The organism is Thalassobaculum sp. OXR-137, assembly GCF_034377285.1.
Taxonomy (GTDB): Bacteria; Pseudomonadota; Alphaproteobacteria; order Thalassobaculales; family Thalassobaculaceae; genus Thalassobaculum.
On record NZ_CP139715.1, the window covers coordinates 2,687,962 to 2,707,758 of the forward strand.

Annotated in this window: 21 protein-coding genes and 1 tRNA gene; 15 read left to right on the plus strand and 7 right to left on the minus strand. The window is 65.0% G+C overall.

From position 1 onward, the window contains the following. Positions 1-14: 14 nt before the first annotated feature. Complete coding sequence (locus T8K17_RS12655; RefSeq protein ID WP_322334867.1) at positions 15-1,136, plus strand: anhydro-N-acetylmuramic acid kinase; 1,122 nt, start codon at positions 15-17, stop codon at positions 1,134-1,136. Here the strand turns inward: T8K17_RS12655 and T8K17_RS12660 are convergent. After that, the gene (locus tag T8K17_RS12660) at positions 1,091-1,750 is read right to left on the minus strand and encodes an alpha/beta hydrolase (RefSeq protein ID WP_322334958.1); all 660 of its coding nucleotides are present in this window, start codon (positions 1,748-1,750) and stop codon (positions 1,091-1,093) included. The two genes, T8K17_RS12655 and T8K17_RS12660, sit on opposite strands and share 46 nt — an antisense overlap. A gap of 375 nt (positions 1,751-2,125) precedes the next feature. On the opposite strand from T8K17_RS12660, the gene T8K17_RS12665 reads away from it, so the two are divergent. The 7 genes from T8K17_RS12665 to T8K17_RS12695 all read left to right on the plus strand — a co-directional run bounded on the left by T8K17_RS12665 (position 2,126) and on the right by T8K17_RS12695 (position 7,978). Next, complete coding sequence (locus T8K17_RS12665; protein ID WP_322334868.1) at positions 2,126-2,587, plus strand: Rrf2 family transcriptional regulator; 462 nt, start codon at positions 2,126-2,128, stop codon at positions 2,585-2,587. A gap of 135 nt (positions 2,588-2,722) precedes the next feature. Next, positions 2,723-3,832 (plus strand): cysteine desulfurase family protein, encoded by a 1,110-nt coding sequence (locus T8K17_RS12670; protein WP_322334869.1) that lies wholly within the window; start codon positions 2,723-2,725, stop codon positions 3,830-3,832. Positions 3,833-3,855: 23 nt separating this feature from the next. Continuing rightward, the gene (tenA, locus tag T8K17_RS12675) at positions 3,856-4,542 is read left to right on the plus strand and encodes a thiaminase II (RefSeq protein WP_322334870.1); all 687 of its coding nucleotides are present in this window, start codon (positions 3,856-3,858) and stop codon (positions 4,540-4,542) included. 59 nt (positions 4,543-4,601) lie between these two features. Continuing rightward, positions 4,602-5,894, plus strand: a complete 1,293-nt coding sequence (gene mnmA / locus T8K17_RS12680) for a tRNA 2-thiouridine(34) synthase MnmA (protein WP_416153184.1) — start codon at positions 4,602-4,604, stop codon at positions 5,892-5,894. Continuing rightward, positions 5,885-5,961, plus strand: a tRNA-Met gene (locus T8K17_RS12685). The genes mnmA and T8K17_RS12685 overlap by 10 nt, the downstream gene beginning before the upstream one ends. A gap of 145 nt (positions 5,962-6,106) precedes the next feature. Then, positions 6,107-7,051 (plus strand): MORN repeat-containing protein, encoded by a 945-nt coding sequence (locus T8K17_RS12690; RefSeq protein WP_322334871.1) that lies wholly within the window; start codon positions 6,107-6,109, stop codon positions 7,049-7,051. A 207-nt stretch (positions 7,052-7,258) separates the two neighbouring features. Continuing rightward, positions 7,259-7,978, plus strand: coding sequence for a YrhK family protein (locus T8K17_RS12695; protein ID WP_322334872.1), 720 nt, complete (start codon positions 7,259-7,261; stop codon positions 7,976-7,978). Between the two features lie 6 nt (positions 7,979-7,984). Here the strand turns inward: T8K17_RS12695 and T8K17_RS12700 are convergent, their stop codons facing one another. Further along, positions 7,985-8,503, minus strand: a complete 519-nt coding sequence (locus tag T8K17_RS12700) for a PAS domain-containing protein (protein WP_322334873.1) — start codon at positions 8,501-8,503, stop codon at positions 7,985-7,987. A gap of 336 nt (positions 8,504-8,839) precedes the next feature. On the opposite strand from T8K17_RS12700, the gene T8K17_RS12705 reads away from it, so the two are divergent. Then, the gene (locus tag T8K17_RS12705) at positions 8,840-9,544 is read left to right on the plus strand and encodes a hypothetical protein (protein WP_322334874.1); all 705 of its coding nucleotides are present in this window, start codon (positions 8,840-8,842) and stop codon (positions 9,542-9,544) included. A gap of 20 nt (positions 9,545-9,564) precedes the next feature. On the opposite strand, the gene T8K17_RS12710 is transcribed toward T8K17_RS12705, so the two are convergent. Further along, a complete protein-coding gene (locus T8K17_RS12710; RefSeq protein ID WP_322334875.1) occupies positions 9,565-10,608 on the minus strand; it encodes a methyltransferase domain-containing protein in 1,044 nt (347 codons plus the stop codon). A 25-nt stretch (positions 10,609-10,633) separates the two neighbouring features. Further along, positions 10,634-11,794 (minus strand): acyl-CoA dehydrogenase family protein, encoded by a 1,161-nt coding sequence (locus T8K17_RS12715; protein WP_322334876.1) that lies wholly within the window; start codon positions 11,792-11,794, stop codon positions 10,634-10,636. A gap of 128 nt (positions 11,795-11,922) precedes the next feature. Here T8K17_RS12715 and T8K17_RS12720 point away from each other — a divergent pair, with 128 nt between their 5' ends. Next, positions 11,923-12,744, plus strand: a complete 822-nt coding sequence (locus T8K17_RS12720) for a helix-turn-helix domain-containing protein (RefSeq protein WP_322334877.1) — start codon at positions 11,923-11,925, stop codon at positions 12,742-12,744. An 83-nt stretch (positions 12,745-12,827) separates the two neighbouring features. Here the strand turns inward: T8K17_RS12720 and speB are convergent, their stop codons facing one another. After that, positions 12,828-13,772, minus strand: a complete 945-nt coding sequence (gene speB / locus T8K17_RS12725) for an agmatinase (protein ID WP_322334878.1) — start codon at positions 13,770-13,772, stop codon at positions 12,828-12,830. 122 nt (positions 13,773-13,894) lie between these two features. Here speB and T8K17_RS12730 point away from each other — a divergent pair, with 122 nt between their 5' ends. Then, the gene (locus tag T8K17_RS12730) at positions 13,895-14,887 is read left to right on the plus strand and encodes a hypothetical protein (protein ID WP_322334879.1); all 993 of its coding nucleotides are present in this window, start codon (positions 13,895-13,897) and stop codon (positions 14,885-14,887) included. Between the two features lie 33 nt (positions 14,888-14,920). On the opposite strand, the gene T8K17_RS12735 is transcribed toward T8K17_RS12730, so the two are convergent. Beyond that, positions 14,921-16,045 carry a PepSY-associated TM helix domain-containing protein gene (locus tag T8K17_RS12735; protein ID WP_416153185.1) on the minus strand — a complete coding sequence of 375 codons (1,125 nt, stop codon included), beginning with the start codon at positions 16,043-16,045 and terminating at the stop codon, positions 14,921-14,923. A 15-nt stretch (positions 16,046-16,060) separates the two neighbouring features. Further along, entirely contained in the window at positions 16,061-17,950 is a 1,890-nt protein-coding gene (locus tag T8K17_RS12740; protein ID WP_322334881.1) for a TonB-dependent receptor, read from the minus strand. Between the two features lie 505 nt (positions 17,951-18,455). Here T8K17_RS12740 and T8K17_RS12745 point away from each other — a divergent pair. The 4 genes from T8K17_RS12745 (at position 18,456) to T8K17_RS12760 (ending at position 19,709) form a co-directional block, all read left to right on the plus strand. Next, a complete protein-coding gene (locus T8K17_RS12745) occupies positions 18,456-18,665 on the plus strand; it encodes a cold-shock protein (RefSeq protein WP_322334882.1) in 210 nt (69 codons plus the stop codon). A gap of 217 nt (positions 18,666-18,882) precedes the next feature. Then, a complete protein-coding gene (locus tag T8K17_RS12750) occupies positions 18,883-19,062 on the plus strand; it encodes a hypothetical protein (RefSeq protein WP_322334883.1) in 180 nt (59 codons plus the stop codon). Between the two features lie 191 nt (positions 19,063-19,253). After that, complete coding sequence (locus T8K17_RS12755) at positions 19,254-19,433, plus strand: hypothetical protein (protein WP_322334884.1); 180 nt, start codon at positions 19,254-19,256, stop codon at positions 19,431-19,433. A gap of 45 nt (positions 19,434-19,478) precedes the next feature. Continuing rightward, positions 19,479-19,709: a hypothetical protein gene (locus T8K17_RS12760; protein ID WP_322334885.1), complete on the plus strand. Its 231-nt coding sequence runs from the start codon at positions 19,479-19,481 to the stop codon at positions 19,707-19,709. Positions 19,710-19,797 lie beyond the last annotated feature (88 nt).

Here is a 19,797-nt window from a genome sequence, read left to right on the forward strand (position 1 = left end):
CAAAACTGCCCCCCATGGACACGAAAGACACATACACCGCCATCGGCCTGATGAGCGGCACCTCCATGGACGGCGTCGACGCCGCCGTGGTGGTTACCGATGGGCGCGACCGGCTGGACCGCGGCCCGGCGCTGACGATCCCCTATGACGACGGCTTCCGCGCCCGTCTGCGCGCCGCGATCCAGGGAACCGGCGACATGGACGCCGTCGAGGTGGAGATCACCGACCTGCACCGCGATGCGGTCCGCGCGCTGATGGAGCGGGCGGGGTTGTCGGCGGAGGCGGTCGATATCGTCGGTTTCCACGGCCACACGGTCCTGCACGAGCCGGAGGTGGGGCGCACCCGGCAGATCGGGCTGAGCCAGCGGTTGGCGGATCATCTGGGCATCGACGTGGTCGGCGATCTGCGCCTGGCCGACATGGCCGCCGGCGGACAGGGGGCGCCGGTCGCCCCGGTCTATCATCGCGCGCTGGCCGGTCCCGAGGCGCGGCCGGTGGTGGTGCTGAACATGGGCGGCGTCGCCAACGTCACCTGGCTCGGTGCCGGGGAGACCGACCTGATCGGTTTCGACACCGGCCCCGGCAACGCGCCCATCGACGACTGGTGCTGGCGGACCGTCGGTCGGATGTACGACGCCGACGGTGCGCTGGCCAAGGCCGGGACGGTGGACCCGGCGCGGCTGGCGCGGATGCTGGAAGATCCGTATTTCGACCGCAAACCGCCGAAGTCGCTGGACCGGGACGCCTTCCATGCACGGGTCGCCGAGGCGGTGGAGGGGCTGTCGCCGGAGGATGGAGCGGCCACGCTGGTGGCGTTCAGCGCCACGACCATCGCCCGCTCGGCCCGCTGGTTCCCGGCACCCCCGACCCGCTGGATCGCCACCGGCGGCGGCCGGCACAACCCGGCCCTCATGGCGGCGATCGCCGATGCGGTGGAGGGAGAGGTCGTCGATGCCGACGATCTGGGATGGGACGGCGATGCGCTGGAGGCGGAAGCCTTCGCCTATCTGGCGGTCCGCTCGATCCTGGAGCTGGATATCACCTTTCCGGGGACGACCGGCGTGGCCGCACCCCGGACCGGTGGAAAGCGCTACTTCTCTTCGGTCTCGGCCGCCGGGACGTTGGCGTCGAGATAGCCGCCGACCATCCGGCTCAGATCGTCGATCTGCGGGCCGAAGAAGTGGTTGGCGCCCTTGATCACGTTGTGGGTGATCGTGATGCCCTTCTGGGTGGACAGCTTATCGACCAGCTTCTTCACCGAATCGGCCGGGACGATCTCGTCCTTGTCGCCGTTGATCACCAGGCCGGAGGCCGGGCAGGGGGCGAGGAAGGTGAAGTCGAACAGGTTGGCCGGCGGGGCGATGGACACGAACCCGCTGATCTCCGGGCGGCGCATGAGCAGCTGCATGCCGATCCAGGCGCCGAAGGAGAAGCCGGCGATCCAGCAGTACCGGGCGTTCGGGTTGTAGGTTTGCAGCCAGTCCAGGGCCGAGGCGGCATCGGACAGCTCGCCCTCGCCGCCGGAATAGACGCCCTGGGAGCGTCCGACGCCGCGGAAATTGAACCGCAGTGTCGAGAAGCCTCGGGCGACGAACGTCTGATACAGCGAGTACACCACCTTGTTATTCATGGTGCCGCCGTGCTGCGGATGGGGGTGCAGCATCAGGGCGATCGGCGCGCCGGGGTCCTGGGCGTGTAGGTAACGCGCTTCGATGCGGCCTTCGGGGCCGTTGATCATGACCTCGGGCATTCTGGTGGAGTCCTCCGGATCGGCATTGAACCAGACCACATAGCGCGGCCGGCGCCCCTTGTCTAATCCGACGCTTGCGGCAGGGTCATTTGCGGCACGCATGGCGGAGATCGGAACGGCCCGTCCGCCCGTCAACCCCGCCCATTCCCGACGGCTCCGCATGAGTACGGCGGCGGGAAGCGGGATATTTGCGATTTCACACAAAATCATTGTGAAATCGTAAGACATGCTGCATTTCGCCTTGAATACCCGTACAAACCGAATTAGTTTTTTCCTTGGCTCGGTCGGGCGATGGGAACGGGACCTCCTCTCGCCAGAACAATCTTGGGGTGTCAGCCGCGTTTGGTCGCTGCTGCCAAGTGGAGAGGTCTGATCGTGAAACTCAGCACGAAGAGCCGGTACGCCGTCATGGCGATGTGTGATTTGGCGTCCAGTGCCCAGGGCCGGCCCATTTCGCTCGCCGAAATCGCCCAACGGCAGGATATTTCCCTGTCTTATCTCGAACAGCTGTTCGCCCGGCTCCGCCGCGCCGGACTGGTCCGCAGTGTGCGCGGACCCGGCGGCGGCTATCTGCCGGGCAAGGCGCTGGGCGACATGCGGATCGCCGAGATCGTCCAGGCCGTCGATATCGACAGTCCGCGCGGAAGTTGCACGCCCGGTGCGCCCCATTGCTGTTCCGAGAAGAACGCCACCTGCCAGACCCACGACCTGTGGGAGCAGCTCGGCAACCAGATGCTCTGGTATCTGAACCGGGTCACCGTCGAGCAGGTGCTGACCGGGAACGTTCCGGGTGCGACCACCGCGAAGGATCCCAAGGCCCAGGCTGCGGCCGATTGATGCGGTCGGCCGGTCGATCGGATCGCCGGCTGATCCGATCCCTGACCGGTGCGACCGAGCGCGAGTCCGGCCGGCGTTGACCCCGCGGGCCGGGACGCCTAAGCCTCTCGTCTTGCCCTGAACGGCGATGGCGGGATGACGACCTATCTCGATTACAATGCGACCGCGCCGATCCGTCCGTCGGTGATCGACGCCATGACGGAGGCGGCGCGGACCCACGGCAATCCGTCCTCGGTCCATGCCCAGGGGCGGGCCGCCCGGCACCGCATCGAGGCCGCGCGGCGGGCCGTGGCCGCCCTGGTCGGCCGGGAGGGCGCCGATGTCGTCTTCACCTCTGGCGGCACCGAGGCCGATGCCCTGGCCGTGCGCGGCCTGGGCCGCACCCCCATCCTGGTCTCCGCCATCGAGCACGACGCGGTCCTGGCCGCGGCTCCCGATGCGCCGCGCATCGCGGTGACCGGCGACGGGGTGATCGACCTGGCCGAGCTCGAGGCCCGGCTGACGCCGCAGACCCCCGGTCTGGTCTGCGTGATGTGGGCCAACAACGAGACCGGCGTGGTGCAGCCGATTGCCGAGATCGCCCGTCTCGCCCATGCCGCGGGGTGGCTGCTGCACGTGGACGCGGTCCAGGGTGCCGGACGGCTCGATCCCGCCGCGGTGGGGGAGGTCGATTCCCTGGCCCTGTCCGCCCATAAGATCGGCGGCCCGCCCGGCATTGGCGCCCTGGTGCTGCGCGACGGGCTCGCCGTGACCGCGCTGATCTGCGGCGGCGGACAGGAGCGGGGCCGCCGTTCCGGTACAGAGAATGACGTGGGCATCGCAGGGTTCGCCGTCGCCGCCCGCGAGGCGGCCGAGACGCGGGAGCCGGAAACCCGCCGGCTCATCGACCTGCGCGACCGGATCGCGGCCGGCGTGACCGCCGCCGCTCAGGAAGCCCGGATCATGGGGGCGGGAGCGGAGCGGCTGTGCAACACGCTCTCCATCGCCCTGCCGGGCGTGGCCGCGGAAACCCAGGTGATGGCCCTCGACCTCGCCGGCATCGCCGTCAGCGCCGGTTCGGCCTGCTCGTCGGGCAAGGTGAAGCGCTCCCACGTGCTCGACGCCATGCATCCGGGGGATCCGATCGCCGGCCAGGCCATCCGCGTCAGCCTCGGCTGGGCCAGCACGACGGAGGATGCCGATCGCTTCTTGCACGCCTGGGGCGCGATGCGCGACCGTCTGTCCCCCGCCGCATCCCAACCCTGACGTCGAAACGAAAGACCTGTCCGATGACCGAGATCGTGCCCGCCGGAAGTTTCCTTGGCCGTCTGATCGCCGCCTGCCCCGATGCCTGGGCGCGCTACACCGATCATGCCTTCGTGCGCGGCCTGGCCGACGGCACCCTGCCGCAGGCGGCTTTCCGGCACTATCTGGCCCAGGACTATCTCTTCCTGATCCATTTCGCCCGGGCCTACGCGCTGGCGGTCTACAAGGCCGACGACCTCGCCGAGATGCGCGCGGCCGCGGCCACGGTGAACGGCCTGCTCGACACCGAGATGAGCCTGCACGTGAAATATTGCGCCGGATGGGGGCTGACCGAACCGGAGATGGCCGCGATCCCCGAGGACCCGGCCTGCGTCGCCTATACCCGCTACGTGCTGGACCGGGGCATGGCGGGCGATCTGCTGGATCTGCAGGCGGCGCTGGCGCCCTGCGTGGTCGGCTACGGCGTCATCGGCGCCCGGATCGCCGCCGATCCGGCGACCGTGCGCGGCGACAGCAATCCGTATGAGGCCTGGATCGCCATGTATTCCGGCGCCGATTATCTCGACATCGTCCGTGGTGCCGTCGCCCAGTTCGACCGGCTGGCCGACAAGCGCGGCGGCGATGCCCGCTTCGCCTCCCTGTCGAAGACCTTCACCGCCGCCACCGAGCTGGAGGTCGATTTCTGGCAGATGGGACTGAACGCGGTCTGAAGGGGGCGCGGGGCCGCCGGGCTTGCGATCCGGGGCCCGCACCTGCATATCTCTGCCCCATGAGCCCGAAGAGCGACCCGTTCCCCGATCTGGATCTCGGCCTGCCCGGCCCGCGCAGCGCGCGGCGCGTGGTCGTTGCCATGTCCGGCGGCGTCGACAGTTCGGTCACGGCCGTCCTGCTGAAGGAGGCCGGTTACGACGTGGTCGGCATCACCCTGCAGCTTTACGACCACGGCATGACCGTCGGCCGCAAGGGCGCGTGCTGCGCCGGCCAGGACATCTACGACGCCAGCCAGGTCGCCGAGCGGGCCGGCATCCCGCATTACGTCCTCGACTACGAAAGCCGCTTCCGCGAGAGCGTGATCGACGATTTCGCCGACAGCTACCTGCGCGGCGAGACGCCGATCCCCTGCGTGCGCTGCAATCAGACGGTCAAGTTCCGCGACCTGCTGGCCACCGCCCGCGACCTGGGCGCCGACGCGTTGGCGACCGGACATTATGTGCGCCGCGTCGTCGGGCCGGCCGGCACCGAACTGCACCGGGCCGTCGATCCGGGCAAGGACCAGAGCTATTTCCTGTTCGCCACCACCCGCGAGCAGCTCGACTTCCTGCGCTTCCCGCTGGGCGCCCTGACCAAGGAGCAGACCCGCGATCAGGCCCGCCGCCTCGGCCTGGAGGTGCAGGACAAGCCGGATAGCCAGGACATCTGCTTCGTGCCGAACGGCAACTACGCCGAGATCGTCAAGAAGCTGCGTCCCGGTGCGGCCGATCCGGGCGAGATCGTGCATCTGGACGGCACCGTCGTTGGGCGCCACGAGGGCATCCTCCACTACACGATCGGCCAGCGCCGCGGCCTCGGCATCGGCGGCCGCAAGGGCGAGGACGGTTTGCCGGACACCGACCCGCTCTATGTGGTCCGCCTGGAACCGGAGACCCGCCGTGTCGTGGTCGGCCCGCGTGCCGCTCTCGGCGCCGACGAGGTGCGGGTCGGGCGGCTCAACTGGCTGGGAGATGGGTCGCTGGACTCGGGAGCGGCCGAGACCGGCATCCGGGTCGCGGCGAAGCTGCGCTCCGCCCAGGCGCCGGCTGTGGGCACGCTGTACCGCGACGGGCAGGGCGCGCGGCTGATCCTCGACGACCCACAGTTTGGCATTTCGGCCGGTCAGGCGGCGGTTTTCTACGGCGTCGAGCCGGAGGGGCAGACGGGGGCCGAGGCGGGCTCCCGCGTGCTCGGCGGCGGCTGGATCCTGGGGACGGGGAGCGGAACGGGTGGTGTGGTGGAAAAGACAACGTCCCCGCGCTTGACACCGGCACCGACCCCCCGTATATCGCCGGTCTCCGTGGCGGAGTAGCTCAGCTGGTTAGAGCAGCGGAATCATAATCCGCGTGTCGGGGGTTCAAGTCCCTCCTCCGCTACCACTTCCCTTCAGGTTTAAATGCGTGATGATTGCGCTCGCCGTTCAAACGGCTAGCTTGGCGATCTATCAGCCTGTGCCCTCACATTCATACCGTCCATTGAGCCATGGCCGGCCGGGCAAAGGCAGCGGCCTCGGGAGATCAGACGATGCGGACATTGGCGGGGGTCGGTCTGGCTCTGATGCTGGTTGCACCCCAGGTGGCGGCTGCGCAATCGGTGGAGGACATCAAGGCGGCGCAGCAGGGGTTGATCGACTATGCCATCGATCTTCCCGCGGGGGTCTGGGAGGACGACAGCAAGGCGGCATTGTCGGCTTATCAGCGCGACTGGCAATTGCCGGTCACCGGTCAGTTGACCGCTGACATGGTCCTGCGACTGACCGGCGAGCATCCTGCGACACGGGCGCAGTGGTCAGAAACGGATCGGACTGGCTGCGAGATATGGAATGCCGGACCCGGAGCGCGAGAAACCTACCGTTGGAGCGGCGCTTGCCGAAACGGCAAGGCCGACGGCCAGGGTCAACTGACTTGGCGCTATGTTCTCAATGGCGCATGGCAGCAGGACAGCTACGAGGGAGGCTTCCAGGCTGGCAGGTTGCACGGCCAGGGCGTCTATACCTGGGTCAGCGGCGACCGCTATGAGGGCGGCTTCAGCGATGGCATGGCAACGGGCCGGGGCGTCTTCAGCTTTGCCGACGGCAGCCGCTATGAGGGTGACTGGCGGGACAGCGACTTCAACGGCCGGGGCGTTTTCACGGATGGCGCAGGCTACCGTTACGAGGGCGACTTCAAGGATGGCAAACAATCGGGCCAGGGCGTTGCCACCTTTGCCAATGGATATCGCTATGAGGGCGACTGGCGAGATGACGATTTCAACGGCCGCGGCGTTCTAACCTCGCCCAACGGCGATCGGTATGAAGGCGACTTCAGGCACGGCGATTACAACGGCCGGGGTACGTATATATTCGCGAATGGCAATCGCTGTGCCGGTGAGTGGCGAAACGACAGGCTTATCGGCATTGGCCAGGGCACGGATGCAGGCCGCGACACGACCTGTCGGTCCGGAGAGGGAAGCGGACTTAAATTTGATTGATCGGTCTCGTTCTGGACGGACGTGAAAAAACTGGTTGAGAAGTTCAAATCATAATCCGCGTATCGGGAGTTCAAATCCCTCCTGCGCCTTCGCTTCCCTTCTTTGCCCAGTCCCTTTCCGAGCCGTCCCCGCCGCCCCGGACGGTTGACGCGACGGGCCATCGGTGGTGGTTTCCGGCGTCGATCTCCGCGACCCGCGAGGTGCGCGATGCCGCATTTCTTCTCCAACCGCCAGCGATCCCATGCCCTGGTGCCGCGCGCCGGGAACCGGGGGCTGCATTTCCGCTGGGAGACCGCCAATGCGATGGTCTACACGGCCGGTGGAGTGATCTTCATCGCCGGCAGCGTCTGCTTCTTTCCCAGCCTGTCGGCCTGGCAGGATCTGGGTGCGGGGGCGTTCCTCGCCGGCTCGCTGCTGTACCTCCTGGTCACCGGCCACGACATGGTCGAGGTCGTCGCCTGCCACCGGCAGCGCGGCTGGAAGCGCTCGGTGTGGAGCGTGCTGGAGTTCTGGGCGGCGGTCTCCTATCTGGTCGGTACGCTGCTGTTCGTCGGGGGCAGCGTCTGCTTCTTTCCCGAGATCGGCTGGGCCGGCCCCGGTGCCTGGTCGTTCCTCGTCGGGTCGGCGCTGTTCCTGTTCGGCGCGGTGGTCAACGTGCTGCAGATCGTCTTCGCCGCCACCATGAAGACCTTGCAGCTGCTCAACCTGACGGCCATCAGCTTCATCGTCGGCTCCACCCTGTTCTGCGTGGCCTCGATCCCGTTCCTGTGGGACCTGCGCAGCGAGGCGGACCGGCTGCTGTTGGACGGTTATCTCGCCTGGCTGTTCCTGTCCGGCAGCGTGCTGTTCCTGGCGGGCGGCCTGCTGAACTACTGGCGGGCCTGGCTGGTCGTGCGGAGTGCCTCCCAGGCCGAAGCTTCGGCCTGACCGCGCTCAGGCATAGGGCCAGGGGGTCCGGCCGACCAGCTTCGGGAAGGCGGGCTCGTTGCCGACGAGCAGCCGGTCGATCCGCCCGCTCCCGTCCTCGCAGGGCAGGATCAGCCGGGACCAGCACGTCATGCCGTAGGCGGGCGGCGGCCGGTGGTGGCACAGGATCGGGGCGCCCGATCGGACCGCGGCAGCATAGGTCGCCTGGAAGAACGGCCGAATTTCCGGGGCGGGGATCTCGCCGGTCGTTTTGCCGGTCATCTCCAGGTTGGAGACGAGCGCGATTTCGCTGCCGTAGAGCCGATAGCGGAACTCGTAGGGATCCGGCCCGGTCTCCAGGAGCATGACGATGCCCAGGGCCGGGCCGATCTCGACCGCGTCGATCGCCCGTGTCAGCGGAAGTCGGGTGCCGCGGGGCAGGGCGTCCCAGTACCGGAACAGCGATCTCAGCCGTATGCTGTCCACATCCTCCGGGGACGGATCGAGCCGGATGTCCGGATCGTCGGCGCCGGCGGCCCTAAACACCGCGTTGATTTTAAGGAAATCTCCATCAAGCAGCGTTAGGGTCAGGTCGCTTAAATCAATCGATGGCACAATCTGGTTCCTGCCGAGCCTGCGGTTCAATTCGGGTAGCGTCGGCCTCTGGCACGGCTGCGGGCGCGACGGAGCAAACCTCCGAAGGAAGCACGCGGTCTCGCAACATAGTGGCTGTCCTGGAACACTTAATCCACGAATGGGGTAAATCCTAGTGCGACTTTTCCACGCCGACTGCGGAGAAAGTGGTCGGATCCGGGCCGTGTTGCGTATGAAAACTGAGATTCGTTGCGCCGGGTGCGCAGCCGGTCACTAGGACTGTATGACATGTCACGATTCCGGATCTGGTCCAATACCGCCGAATACCTGTCGCTGTCCGCAATAGAGCGACCGGCCTTGGCGGAGCTGTACCGATACTGGCGCAACCAGGCCGGCAGCGGCGACCTGCCCCGACAGAAGGATCTGTCGATCCAGGAGATGGGGGACTGTCTCGGGAATATCGCGCTGATCGACATCGCGCCGGCCACGGCCGGCGAACCGGACCTGCCCGCGGGCTTTCCGGTCCGCGCCCGCTATCTGCTGGTGGGCGAGGCGCTGATCAAGCTGCTCGGCGTCAACCCGACCGGGCGGCTGATCAACCAGGTCTATGCCAAGAACGTGGCCCTGGAGGTCTGCGGCGCGCTGCGGAAGTCGATGGACACCCGGCAGCCGCTGTATTACCGGCGCGAGTTTCAGATCATCAAGAAGTCCTTCGGCTACGACCGGCTGATCCTGCCGATGCGCCTCCAGGGGTCCGACGTCAGGCGGATCCTGCTGGCGATCTATCCGCTGGATTCCAGCCTGGTGTCGGCCGAACAGTGGCAGCGCGAACTGGCCAAGTTCGACGCCATGCAGGCGGTGGAGACCAAAATGGCCTCGGCCTGGGCGGAGAGTCTCGGATACTCCGTCTCCGACGGCGACCGGGATGGCTCGGACGCCGACGCCGGGGGCTCCCGCCCGGGGGGCGCCGACATGGAATTCTCCAACCGATAGAGGGTGAGCCGCCGGTCGGCCTATCGCAGCAGCCGCTGGAACCAGGTCGTGGCCTGCCTGAGCCTTGGATCGTCGCGGTCCGGCTGACGGTCGTGAAGCGCCGGGTCCAGCTCGGGGAACGGCGGTCGGTTGCGGGTGCGGGTCGCCTCGTCGATCCACTTCCGCCGCGCCGCGGCATGCCGTTGCTGCAGCGCCGGATCCGCCGCCAGGGCCTCGGCGAAGCCGCCCTTGCCGAATTCGCCGGTATAGCCGGCCTCCCGGGCGAGTTTCCGGTCGACCTCGCGGGTGATCGCGGTGACCGGCGGGACGTCGCTGCGGCGCAGGACCAGGGCGAATTCCAGGTCGTTCGCCGGCGTCGGGTAAAGCGCGACGACGTCGAACGGGAATAGACCGAGCCGGTCGATCTCCTTGAACAGCTCGATCAGGCTGTAGGGGGTGAAGACGCTGCAATGGGCATCGATATGGTCGTCCGTGTCGGCCGCCCTGCGCGCCTGGTCCAGCGAGGTCCCGGAATCGTAGATCCGGGCGAAGCCCCCGCCCGGCGCCGGGTTCCAGCCATGGCCCGTGGGGACGTGCACCACCCTGGAATGGTAGTCGTAGACCTGACCGACGGTCGGGCGAGAGGGCTTCTGCAGATACCACTCGATCCATTCGGCGGCGCGGGTGTTCGCCCGCTCGCGGTCGAAGGTGAAGCGCTTGTCGGGGACGACCATGTAGATCTGGCCGCCGGGGGCGAGGATCCCGTAGGCGTCCATCAGCCACTGGATCGGGTTCGGGAAATGCTCGAAGACGTGGCTGGAGACGATGGCATCGACGGTGCCGGTGGCGCCGACGGCCTCGGCGAAGGTGCCGGAGTTCCAGACATGGGTGACCGGTACCAGCTTGTCGATATCGACGCCGGCATGGCCGCGGTACTCCTGGCGCAGCCCCTCGGTGTCCAGGTGGTCCACATATTCCACCCGGCCCTCGTCCGGCGCGACGAGCGGGGAGGCGAGGGCGCCGATCTCCAGCACCCGCGCCGTTGCGAGGTCGATGTGATGGCGAAGCAGGCCGCGTCTGTCCATCCGATCCGGCCCTTTCGCCGGCGCCTTATGCGCGTTGGTTGAACCGCCTGCCTACCAGGGCGCTGGCGATGTTGATCTTCTGAATATCGATCGCACCGCCGGCAATACCCCAACCCCAGCCGTCGCGCATGCGCTGTTCCATACCATATTCCTTGGCGTACCCATATCCGCCCATGACCTGCAAGGCGGCGCCGGTGACCTCGCGCACCATCTCGTTGGAGAAGCACTTGGCGAGCGAACTGTCGAGAATGCTGGGCAGTCCGTCTTCGGCATTCTGGGCGGCGCGCCAGATCAGCAGGCGGGAGGCCTCGACCTTCAGGGCCATCTCGGCGAGCTTGAGCTGCACGGCCTGGAACTCCACCAGTTCCTTGCCGAACGCCTTGCGCTCCTGGACGTAGTCCAAGGCCTGGTCGAGCGCCGCCTGGGCGATCCCGAGGCACATGGTGGAGTTGCCGCAGCGCTCCAGGTCGAAGGCCTCCATCAGCTTGCGGAAGCCGCCGGCGGGGACGATCAGGTTCTCCTTCGGGACCCGGACATCCTCGAAGAAGATGTCGGCCGACGGAATGCCGCGGAAGCCCATCAGCCGCTCGCGCGGGCCGAAGGAGACGCCGTCGCGGTCCTTCTCCACATAGAGCGCTCCGATACCCTTGGCCCCCGGCTCGTCGGAGAGCTTGGTGTAGACCACGTAGCTGTCGGAGTGGCCGCCACCGGAGCACCAGCGCTTCTGGCCGTTGAGTATGTAGTGGTCGCCGTCGAGCACGGCGCGGGTCTTCAGGTCGGTCAGCGCGGTGCCGGCATCGGGCTCCGACATGGCGACGGCACAGACGATCTCGCCGGCGCAGACCTTGGGGACGACCGATTTGGCGAGCTCGGAGCCGGCGAAATGCTCGACGGCCCGGATCGGGCCGACGGAGCTCTCGAAGATCGGAAAGGCGACGGCGGGGGAGACCTTGGCGAACTCTTCCAGAACGATCAGCGCCTCCAGGTTGCCGAGACCGAGGCCGCCGAGCTCCGGCGAGACGTTGATGCCGAGGAAGCCCATCTCGGCATAGCGCTTCAGCCATTCCTTGGAGATCGCCTCGTCCTTCTCCTCCAGCTCCTTGGCCACGGCGGGCATCTCGGTCTGGGCGAACTGGCGCGCGGTATCGCGCAGGGCCTGCTGTTCCTCGGTCAGTCTGAAATCCACCGGTGAATCCTCCGCTATTTTTTTGGGTCCTAGAAGTCGGTTGGCACTTTGGGCGTCCGGCTGTTAGGCTGTAAATGAAATAGAATTTCATCAGTTGAAATTTCTTTGAAGCCAGCGGGGAGAAGAGGGTGGCGTCATATCGCCCGGTGACATCGGTGCTGCGGTGCCTGGACGTCCTGGCCGCGGTGAACAGCCTGTCCGGCCGCGCCAGTCTGGCGGAGATCCACCGGGTGGTGGATCTGGACAAGGCGACGATCCTGCGGATGCTGGAGACGCTGGCCCATGCGGGCTACGTGGTGCGCGACGACGACACCCGGCTGTATCACGCCGCCGGCAAGACGTTGCAGCTCAGCGCCGGCTATCGGGCGCATAACGCGGTCGGCGCGGTGGTTTCACGCCGCCTGGGCGATTTCCGCCGACGGATCGGCTGGCCGTCGGACGTGGCGATCCGCGACGGCGACGCGATGATCGTGGTGGAGACCTCGCGCGAGGCCGGGCCGATCTTCGTCAACCGCGGGCCGGGCTACCGGGCGCCGATGCTGGCCGCCAGCCTGGGGCTGGCCTACACGGCATTCTGCGCCGCTGCGGAGCGGGCGGAAATCCTGGAGGCGGCGGCCCGGGACCCGTCGCCCTGGAACGACGTCGCCCGCGACCGGCTGCGGGCCGAAGCCCTGTTCGCCGGGATCCGCGCGGCGGGCTACGCGACCATGAACCCGGCCTATATGGCGCGGGGATACGACAACAGGATCTCCAGCGTCGGCGTGCCGATCCGCGACGGGGCGACGATCTTCGCCTGCATCAACGTGCTGTATCTGCGCTCGGCGCTGAGTGCGGAGGACGCGGCGGCGGCCCTGGTGCCGCCGCTGCAGGAGATCGCCGCCGCCCTGGCCGCCGATCTGGCACGGCAGAGTGCGCCCTTCGACACGTCGCTGCGCTCCTGCTCAGGGTGAGGTTTCTAGTTTCATAAGTCTTGACCTCGCCCTGAGCAGCGCCGGCCGTCAGGCTAGGGCGTGTCGAAGGGCCGGCTTATTCGCTACTTCCCCCCCTCCGCGATCGCGCAGAGCATCTCGAACATCAGGTTGGCCGCCGTCACGCAGGTGATCCCGGTCGGATCGAAGCACGGGGCGATCTCGCTGATATCGGCGCCGATGATCGGCTTGCCGGCGAGGCTGCGGATGATGACCTGCAGGTCGCGCGGGATCAGGCCGCCGATCTCCGGGACCGCCGTGCCGGGGCAGTAGGCCGGGTCCACCCCGTCGATATCCAGGGTCAGATAGAACGGCTGGTCGCCCAGGGCGGCATGGATGCGATTGATCGTCTCCGCCCGGCCGATCTCCTCGTAATCGTCGATGGTGATGACGGTGAAGCCCTGATCCAGGCCGTATTGAATATCGTCGCCGAACCGGCTGCCGCGCAGGCCGAGCTGCACCACCCGCTTGGGGTCGATCCAGCCCTCGTCGATGCCGAGCCGCATGAAGGTGGCGTGGTTGAGGGTGTCGCCGCACAGCTCGGGCAGGGTGTCCGGGTGGCTGTCGATCTGCAGGATGCCGACCGGCCCGTCCTTGACCAGCCCGCGCAGGATCGGTGTCGGGATCGTGTGGTCGCCGCCGATGGAGATCGGGGTGATGCCGTTCTCCCGCAGCTCCTCGAAGAATTTCTGGATCAGGTCGATGGAAGCGACCTTGTCGAGCGGATTGACCGGCGCGTCGCCCAGATCGGCCACGTTGCAGACCTCGAACGGCTTGGTGCCGAGGGTCGGGTGCACCTTGCGGATCAGGCGCGAGGCCTCGCGCACGCCGGAGGGGCCCTGGCGGGCGCCGGTGCGGTAGTTCACGCCGAGATCGAAAGGCACGCCGACCAGGCCGATATCGACGTCCGGATGCACCTCGTGGCGCTTGGTGCGCAGGAAGGTGGCGACATCGGCGAAGCGCGGCACCACCGCCGCGTCCACTGGCTGAAATCTCGGATCACCTGGCATTCTGCATCTCCTGTTTCTTGAACTTTGTGAAGTTCGGCAAGCTGGTATTGCCGCAAGTTGATTCTGCGTTGGGTTCTTAATACGATTTCGTGCTTTCCAATCTTTGGAGGTGGGAGTCGACCTTGAGTTATGAGTCAGAAAATATACTAGATAAAAATGCAAGGCTTATTCATGTCTTGAGCGTTATTAAATTGCTGAACTATAAGTCAATTCGATTTGATTTGAAAAAATCTGGCCGTAGGCGTTCATACGTTTGGATTGATAATGATGATTATAAGTCATGGGTCGGGGTTGAGCTTCATGTGTATCAAGTGGATGGAAAAATTATAGTTAATACTAGATCGAGTGCCAGTCGAAGCTATTGGGATTTGGCGCATCAAAACAATACAATAAAAACCCTTAGAGACTTATTCGGCGGATATTTTAGAACAGATGCTGGTAAAAATAGGTATTGGCGCCCTGATGAGCCTCCACCGTCACCTATGTCGTCGGGTTGTTATCTCGCTCGGTGGAGATTTAATAATTCAATAATGAAGTCAAATATTTATTTGATGAACAGGCATTTGAAAGGGGGGATTTCTCTGGATCGCTCTTCTGGATTTTATCTTTTTGATGAAATTAATCCCAGAATAATATCAAATAATTTAATAATACCTTTTGTAATCGGTGTTTGGGAAGAGTATTTCCGGGCTACATTTTCTGCTGTGCTTCGATATGCTGACAAACGGGAGATTGTGCTAAAAAAGGCACGATTGAGCCACAGTCAACTAGAGCAAATTGCTTCAGAACGGCGACCTTTGGAAGATGCTATTGCAGATTGTTTTTCTTTCCAAAGGCCTTCCAATATATCGGAAAACTTTAAAATGATCGATCCGAAATTAAATTTAGCCGGGGTGTTGCGGAAACCATTTCGAGGGAGGAAAATAAATTTATACGACTCAATAGAATATCTCGTGGAAAATCGAAATTTTATTGTTCATTCTGGCGAGCTGGATATTTCACTATTCGATAGGAAGCTAAAAAATGAAATCAACGATGTCATAGTGGCCGTTGATAGAGTATATTTAGCCTTAGGAAATCATTTTAATTTCGTGCCTATTTCTGGGGCTTGGTAAGAAATTATGCTTTTTCTGTGTCGATATGACGGTTCAGTCTTTAGTGCTGCTCAGTCGTAGCAGATACGCGGGTATCGGTTTGCGCGCACGGCTCTCCCGGCGCCGACGGCCGAGATAGAGCCAGAGACCGGAAATCATGAAGGCGGCCGGCACCAGGGCGACGATCACCCAGAGCGCGCGGATGATCGGTCCGCCGAATTTGCCGACATGGATGATGTAGCGCATGTGCCAGATCGTGGTGGCCAGGTTGGCCTCGCTGGGTGCGTAGACATAGAGCACCCGCGTCGGATCGCCGGCGACCCAGACCCGCGTCGCCTGTCCTTCGGCACCGCCCTCGGGCATCAGTCCGGCCACCAGGGAATCCCCCGGCCGGCGCGGCAGACGGAAATAGCTGAGGGTCGCATCCGGCGCCGCGGCCTGGGCCACTCTCAGCGCCTCGTCTATATTTCGCAGCGGCGCATGGCCGTCCTCTTTCGGCGGATGTGCCTCCTCGACCTTGGAGGCGGTGATCCATTCCAGCGCCACCTGCATCGGGTCGTGCCAGTACATCGCCATGCCGGTCAGCGCCACGGCGGTCAGAATTAGAAAGCTGGCGATCCCGGTCGCCTGATGCAGGCGCAGGATACCGAAGCGGGTGCCCTGGCGGAAACTCACCGGGAGCCGGCGGAAGGGCAGGGGCGGCTTGAGCCAGATCCAGAGGCCGAGGACGAGCTGAAGGACGAACAGCAGGGCGACCGCCGAGACGCCGTGCCGCACCCACGGTGCCGCCGGGCCGTCGACCAGATAGCGCCGGTGCAGGGCGGTCAGCCAGCCCTCGAACCGGTCCTTCGGATGGAAATGCTCGATGATGTCGCCGGTGGCCGGGTCGATCCGCAGCACGCCCGCGCCGTCGGCCAGCCAGGCGGTCCAGACGTCCCGAGAGGCGACGGAGATCGACCAGATGTTCAGATCCGGCCGCTGTGAGGCGACCCGATCGACGATCGCGGTGGGAGACAGCGATGCGCCGACCGGGCCTGTGTTCCGAGCCTGGCCGTCTAGGGCCCGCTGCAACTCGGGTGCGTACACCAACAGCGCGCCGGACAGGCTCAGAACAAGCAGCGGTACCGCCACCAGGAGGGACACCCAGAGGTGCAGTCGTCTTAGGGTTCGGTACCGCATGGGTTTTCGTGCCGCTTAGAAGGTGATGTCCGTGCCGATCCAGAATACCCGGCCGAGCTTGCCGTCGTCGTCGACGCTGACGCCCTGCGCGGTGCTGCCGAAGTCGCGCTCGTCCAGGATGTTCTCGACCCGGGCCCGCAGGGCCCAGTTGTCGGTCGCCCACCAGCTCGCCCCCATGTCCCAGCGGGTAAAGCCGTCCCGCTTGGTGGTGACCCCGTCAGCATTGACCGCGTCATAGCCGGTGGAGTGGTAGGCGGCCGTCCACAGCCCGACCGTGTCGGTCGCCCGGTAGTCGAGGCGCAGGCTGAACTGGTTGTCCGGCACCGAGGCGGCCTGGCCGTCCCAGAAGATGTTGGAATTGACCTCGGTCCCGTCGGCCCGGGTCGCCTCCACATCGATCACCCGCATATAGCCGGCCGACGCCGTCAGCCGGTCGGTGATCGTGGCGAAGATCTCGGCCTCGAAGCCGGACTGGTCGACCTCGACGCTTTCGATCGCGCCGTTGTTCCGCCGCGGCACGTTCTCCTGCACGATGTTGTACAGGGCGAGGTCGATATAGCCGCCGGTCCAGCCCTGGTTGACGCCGACTTCCATGGTGGTGGACTCCACCACCTCGTCGCCGGCGCCGGCGGTGTCGAGCACGTCGGTGCCGAAATTGCCGTACTTCTCGAAGAAGCGATTGTAGCCCGAGGCGTAGGACACCCGCACCCGGGTCTTCTCCAGCACGTTGTAGGAGGCGCCGAGCTGGTAGGAGAACAGGCCGTCGGTGGCCAGGTTGTCCTGTTCCACACCCTGATATTCGACGTCGTTGTTGAACCAGGTGTGCCGCAACCCGCCGGTGAGGGTCAGATTATCGTTGAAGGTCAAGGCGTTGGTCGACTTCACCGCATAGTCGGTGAAGGTGTTGTCCCACACGCCGTCGCGCTCCATGTTGGTGCGCTTCACCTCGGCTCCGACCGAGCCGTCATAGTCGACGCCGTCCGCTAGGGAAGTGCTCAGGAAGTGATTGGCGAAGACGATCTGGTTGGCCACGCTGCGGTCGCGCGAGCGGGCGTCCCATTTGGTCTGGGCATCGGAGGCCAGCACGCCGACCTGCAGCGCCTGCGCCTGGGTCAGCCGGTGGTCGAGGGTGGCCGAGCCGAACAGGGTGTGGTTCTCGATCTGCTCCACATTCCCGTTGCGGATGATGTCCGGCTGGTTGCGGTCGCCGATCGCCAGGACCTCCAGACGGGTGTCCGTGCTGAAATTGTAGCCGAACTTGCCGAGGCCGCCGAGCACCGACTGCGCGTCCAGGTTCTCGGGATCGCCGTCATAGTCGCCGAAGAAGCCGTTTGCCGCGGCGTAGTAGTCCCAGTTGCCGTCATGGTCGGCGATCTCGCCCTGGGCCAGGCCTTCCCGGGCGGTGCTGGCGTCCAGGCTGATCGCCTGGTGGTCGGTGTAGTCGCGGCCCGACTTGATCCGGGTCTCGACCACGCCGCCGTCGGTGCCGTCGCCGTAGCTGACGCCGCGGCCGCCCTTCTGGACCGTCATCCTGTCGACGGCGATGGACGGGATGGCGGTATTGCCGTAGCCGCCGCCGTCACCGCCCTGGAACTTGATGGCGGGCAGACCGTCGATCGATTCAGAAGCACCCCAGTCGCCGAAGGTGCGGATCTTGGTGCCGCTGCCGAACCGGTCGCCGGCGCCGGGCTGGTTGATCAGCCCGGTCGCGTTGTAGCGCAGGGCGTCGCCCTTGTTGATCGGGTTCAGGTTCTGGATGACGCTCCCGTCGACCTCGGAGGCGGAGCGGCTGCTGTTATACGCGCCGTCCACTTTGGAGCGGATCTGCTGGGATTCATGGACGGTGGAACCGGTGACGACCACCGGCTTGAGATCGAAGACTTCCGCCATTGCGGTCGTCGACATCAGTGAAAAGCTCAGCGCGCCAAATGCGCCAGCGAGCGTACGTGCGGACATGCTCCGGTGACCCCCCGGTCAGTGTTGCGTGTTCGCCCCGCTCCCACCCGAGGCGCGCGGAGTATGTCGGTATGGAATTTTTATTGCAAACGATTCTTAGTAGCGTTCTCAATAGATGGACCCTGGGCCGGCTCGGACCCTGGATTCGGCCGCATTTCAGTGGACGAACAGGTCGGGGACGCTGATTTCGTTAGTAAAAACCGGGCTCGCACGGCGGATTACAAAAAAATGAAACCGCCGATCGCCAGAAAAAAGGGCGCCACCGTCTGTAATGTTCATTGACTTTTTTTTCAGAAGGATTAGCTATAGGCCGTAGTTGATACATTCGTTTGGTGCTGCCTGGACCGACGGTACACCGTTAAGCTTAGATATCCCCTGACAATGTTATCGCTATCTAGTCCCGCGCCGGCTCTGCCGTGAGCGCGTAACGAAACGCCTGTTAGAGGATCCTTTCATGGCTAATGGTACCGTTAAGTGGTTTAATTCGACCAAGGGTTTTGGCTTCATCGAGCCGGAGAATGGTGGCAACGACGCGTTCGTTCACATCTCCGCCGTCGAGCGCGCCGGCCTGCACACCCTGAATGAAGGTCAGAAGGTCTCCTTCGAGCTTCAGGCTGGTCGCGACGGCAAGCCCGCCGCCGAGAACCTGCAGCTGATCGACTGACACCGATCTATCGATAGTGTCGAACCGTCCCGGACCTGTCCGGGGCGGTTCACGCTACGCTCCGGCTCTGGAGACGCTGGCGAACGGCTCTACGTTCGCGCGGATCCGATGAATGTCGGAAAACTGAGGCCCTGTTCCCTTTGACGGTCCATCCCACCTCCGGCGTTCGCGCCGTGTGCCGGGAACCGCTTCGGCAGGTCCATAGGATGAAGACATCATGGCCGCAAAGCCGAACTACAATTTCGAACGCCGCGAGCGCGAACGCCTGAAGGCGGAAAAGAAGGCCAAACGTCTGGCCGACAAGAAGCGCGCGGTGGAAGGCGAGCCCGAGGGCGCCTCCGAAGACTCCAACGACCAGGCCGAAACGCCGTCGACCGACGAGCAATCCTCGACCTGACACCAGAATTCGATCCGGCGCACCGGAGGCGACGATCGGCGGCATAAGCCCGTCCTTCCCCCATGGCGCCGCATACCCGGGCGTCCGCGCAGGCGGCGACCCGCTCCCTATACCGACTTTCCAGCGAACGACGCGCTCGGCATTGCCTGGCAGCGCCTGTCGACGACGCTGGCCAACCCAAAGGACTTCCCATGAAGAACGCAGACAATTTTCTCATCACCTATGGCCTGCACTCCTACGTCACCCACAAGCGGGTCGGCGGCCAGAGTGTCTTCACCATCGGCGCGCCGGCGGGCCAGAAGATGATCCGACACGCCGAGACGCTGCTGTCCGGCACGTTCGGCAACGCCGCCGCCATCCGGGTGGCCTGATACGCCTTTTCCCCGACCCGCAGCGATGAACCCAGAGGACGGCCCATGGCACGCAACAAATCCAAGACCAAGCCGGCGACGTTCACGATGTTCAACGTCACCTATGAGGACGGGTCGATCACCTCGAACCGCCGGGTCGAGAACGAGCTGCTGAACCAGACGTTCGGCGACTCCCTGCTGGATCTGGCGCGCACGGCCATCCAGGATCAGGACAACGAGATCGCCCAGCGCTCCAATCGGCGTCGGGCGAAGATCAAGTCGATCGTCGAGGCCTAACGCCGGTCCGCTCCGGCGGACCGCGTCCACACTCCATAAGATTTCTCGGAACGACCGGGGGGCCTCGACCGTTACCCCCGGTGAATGC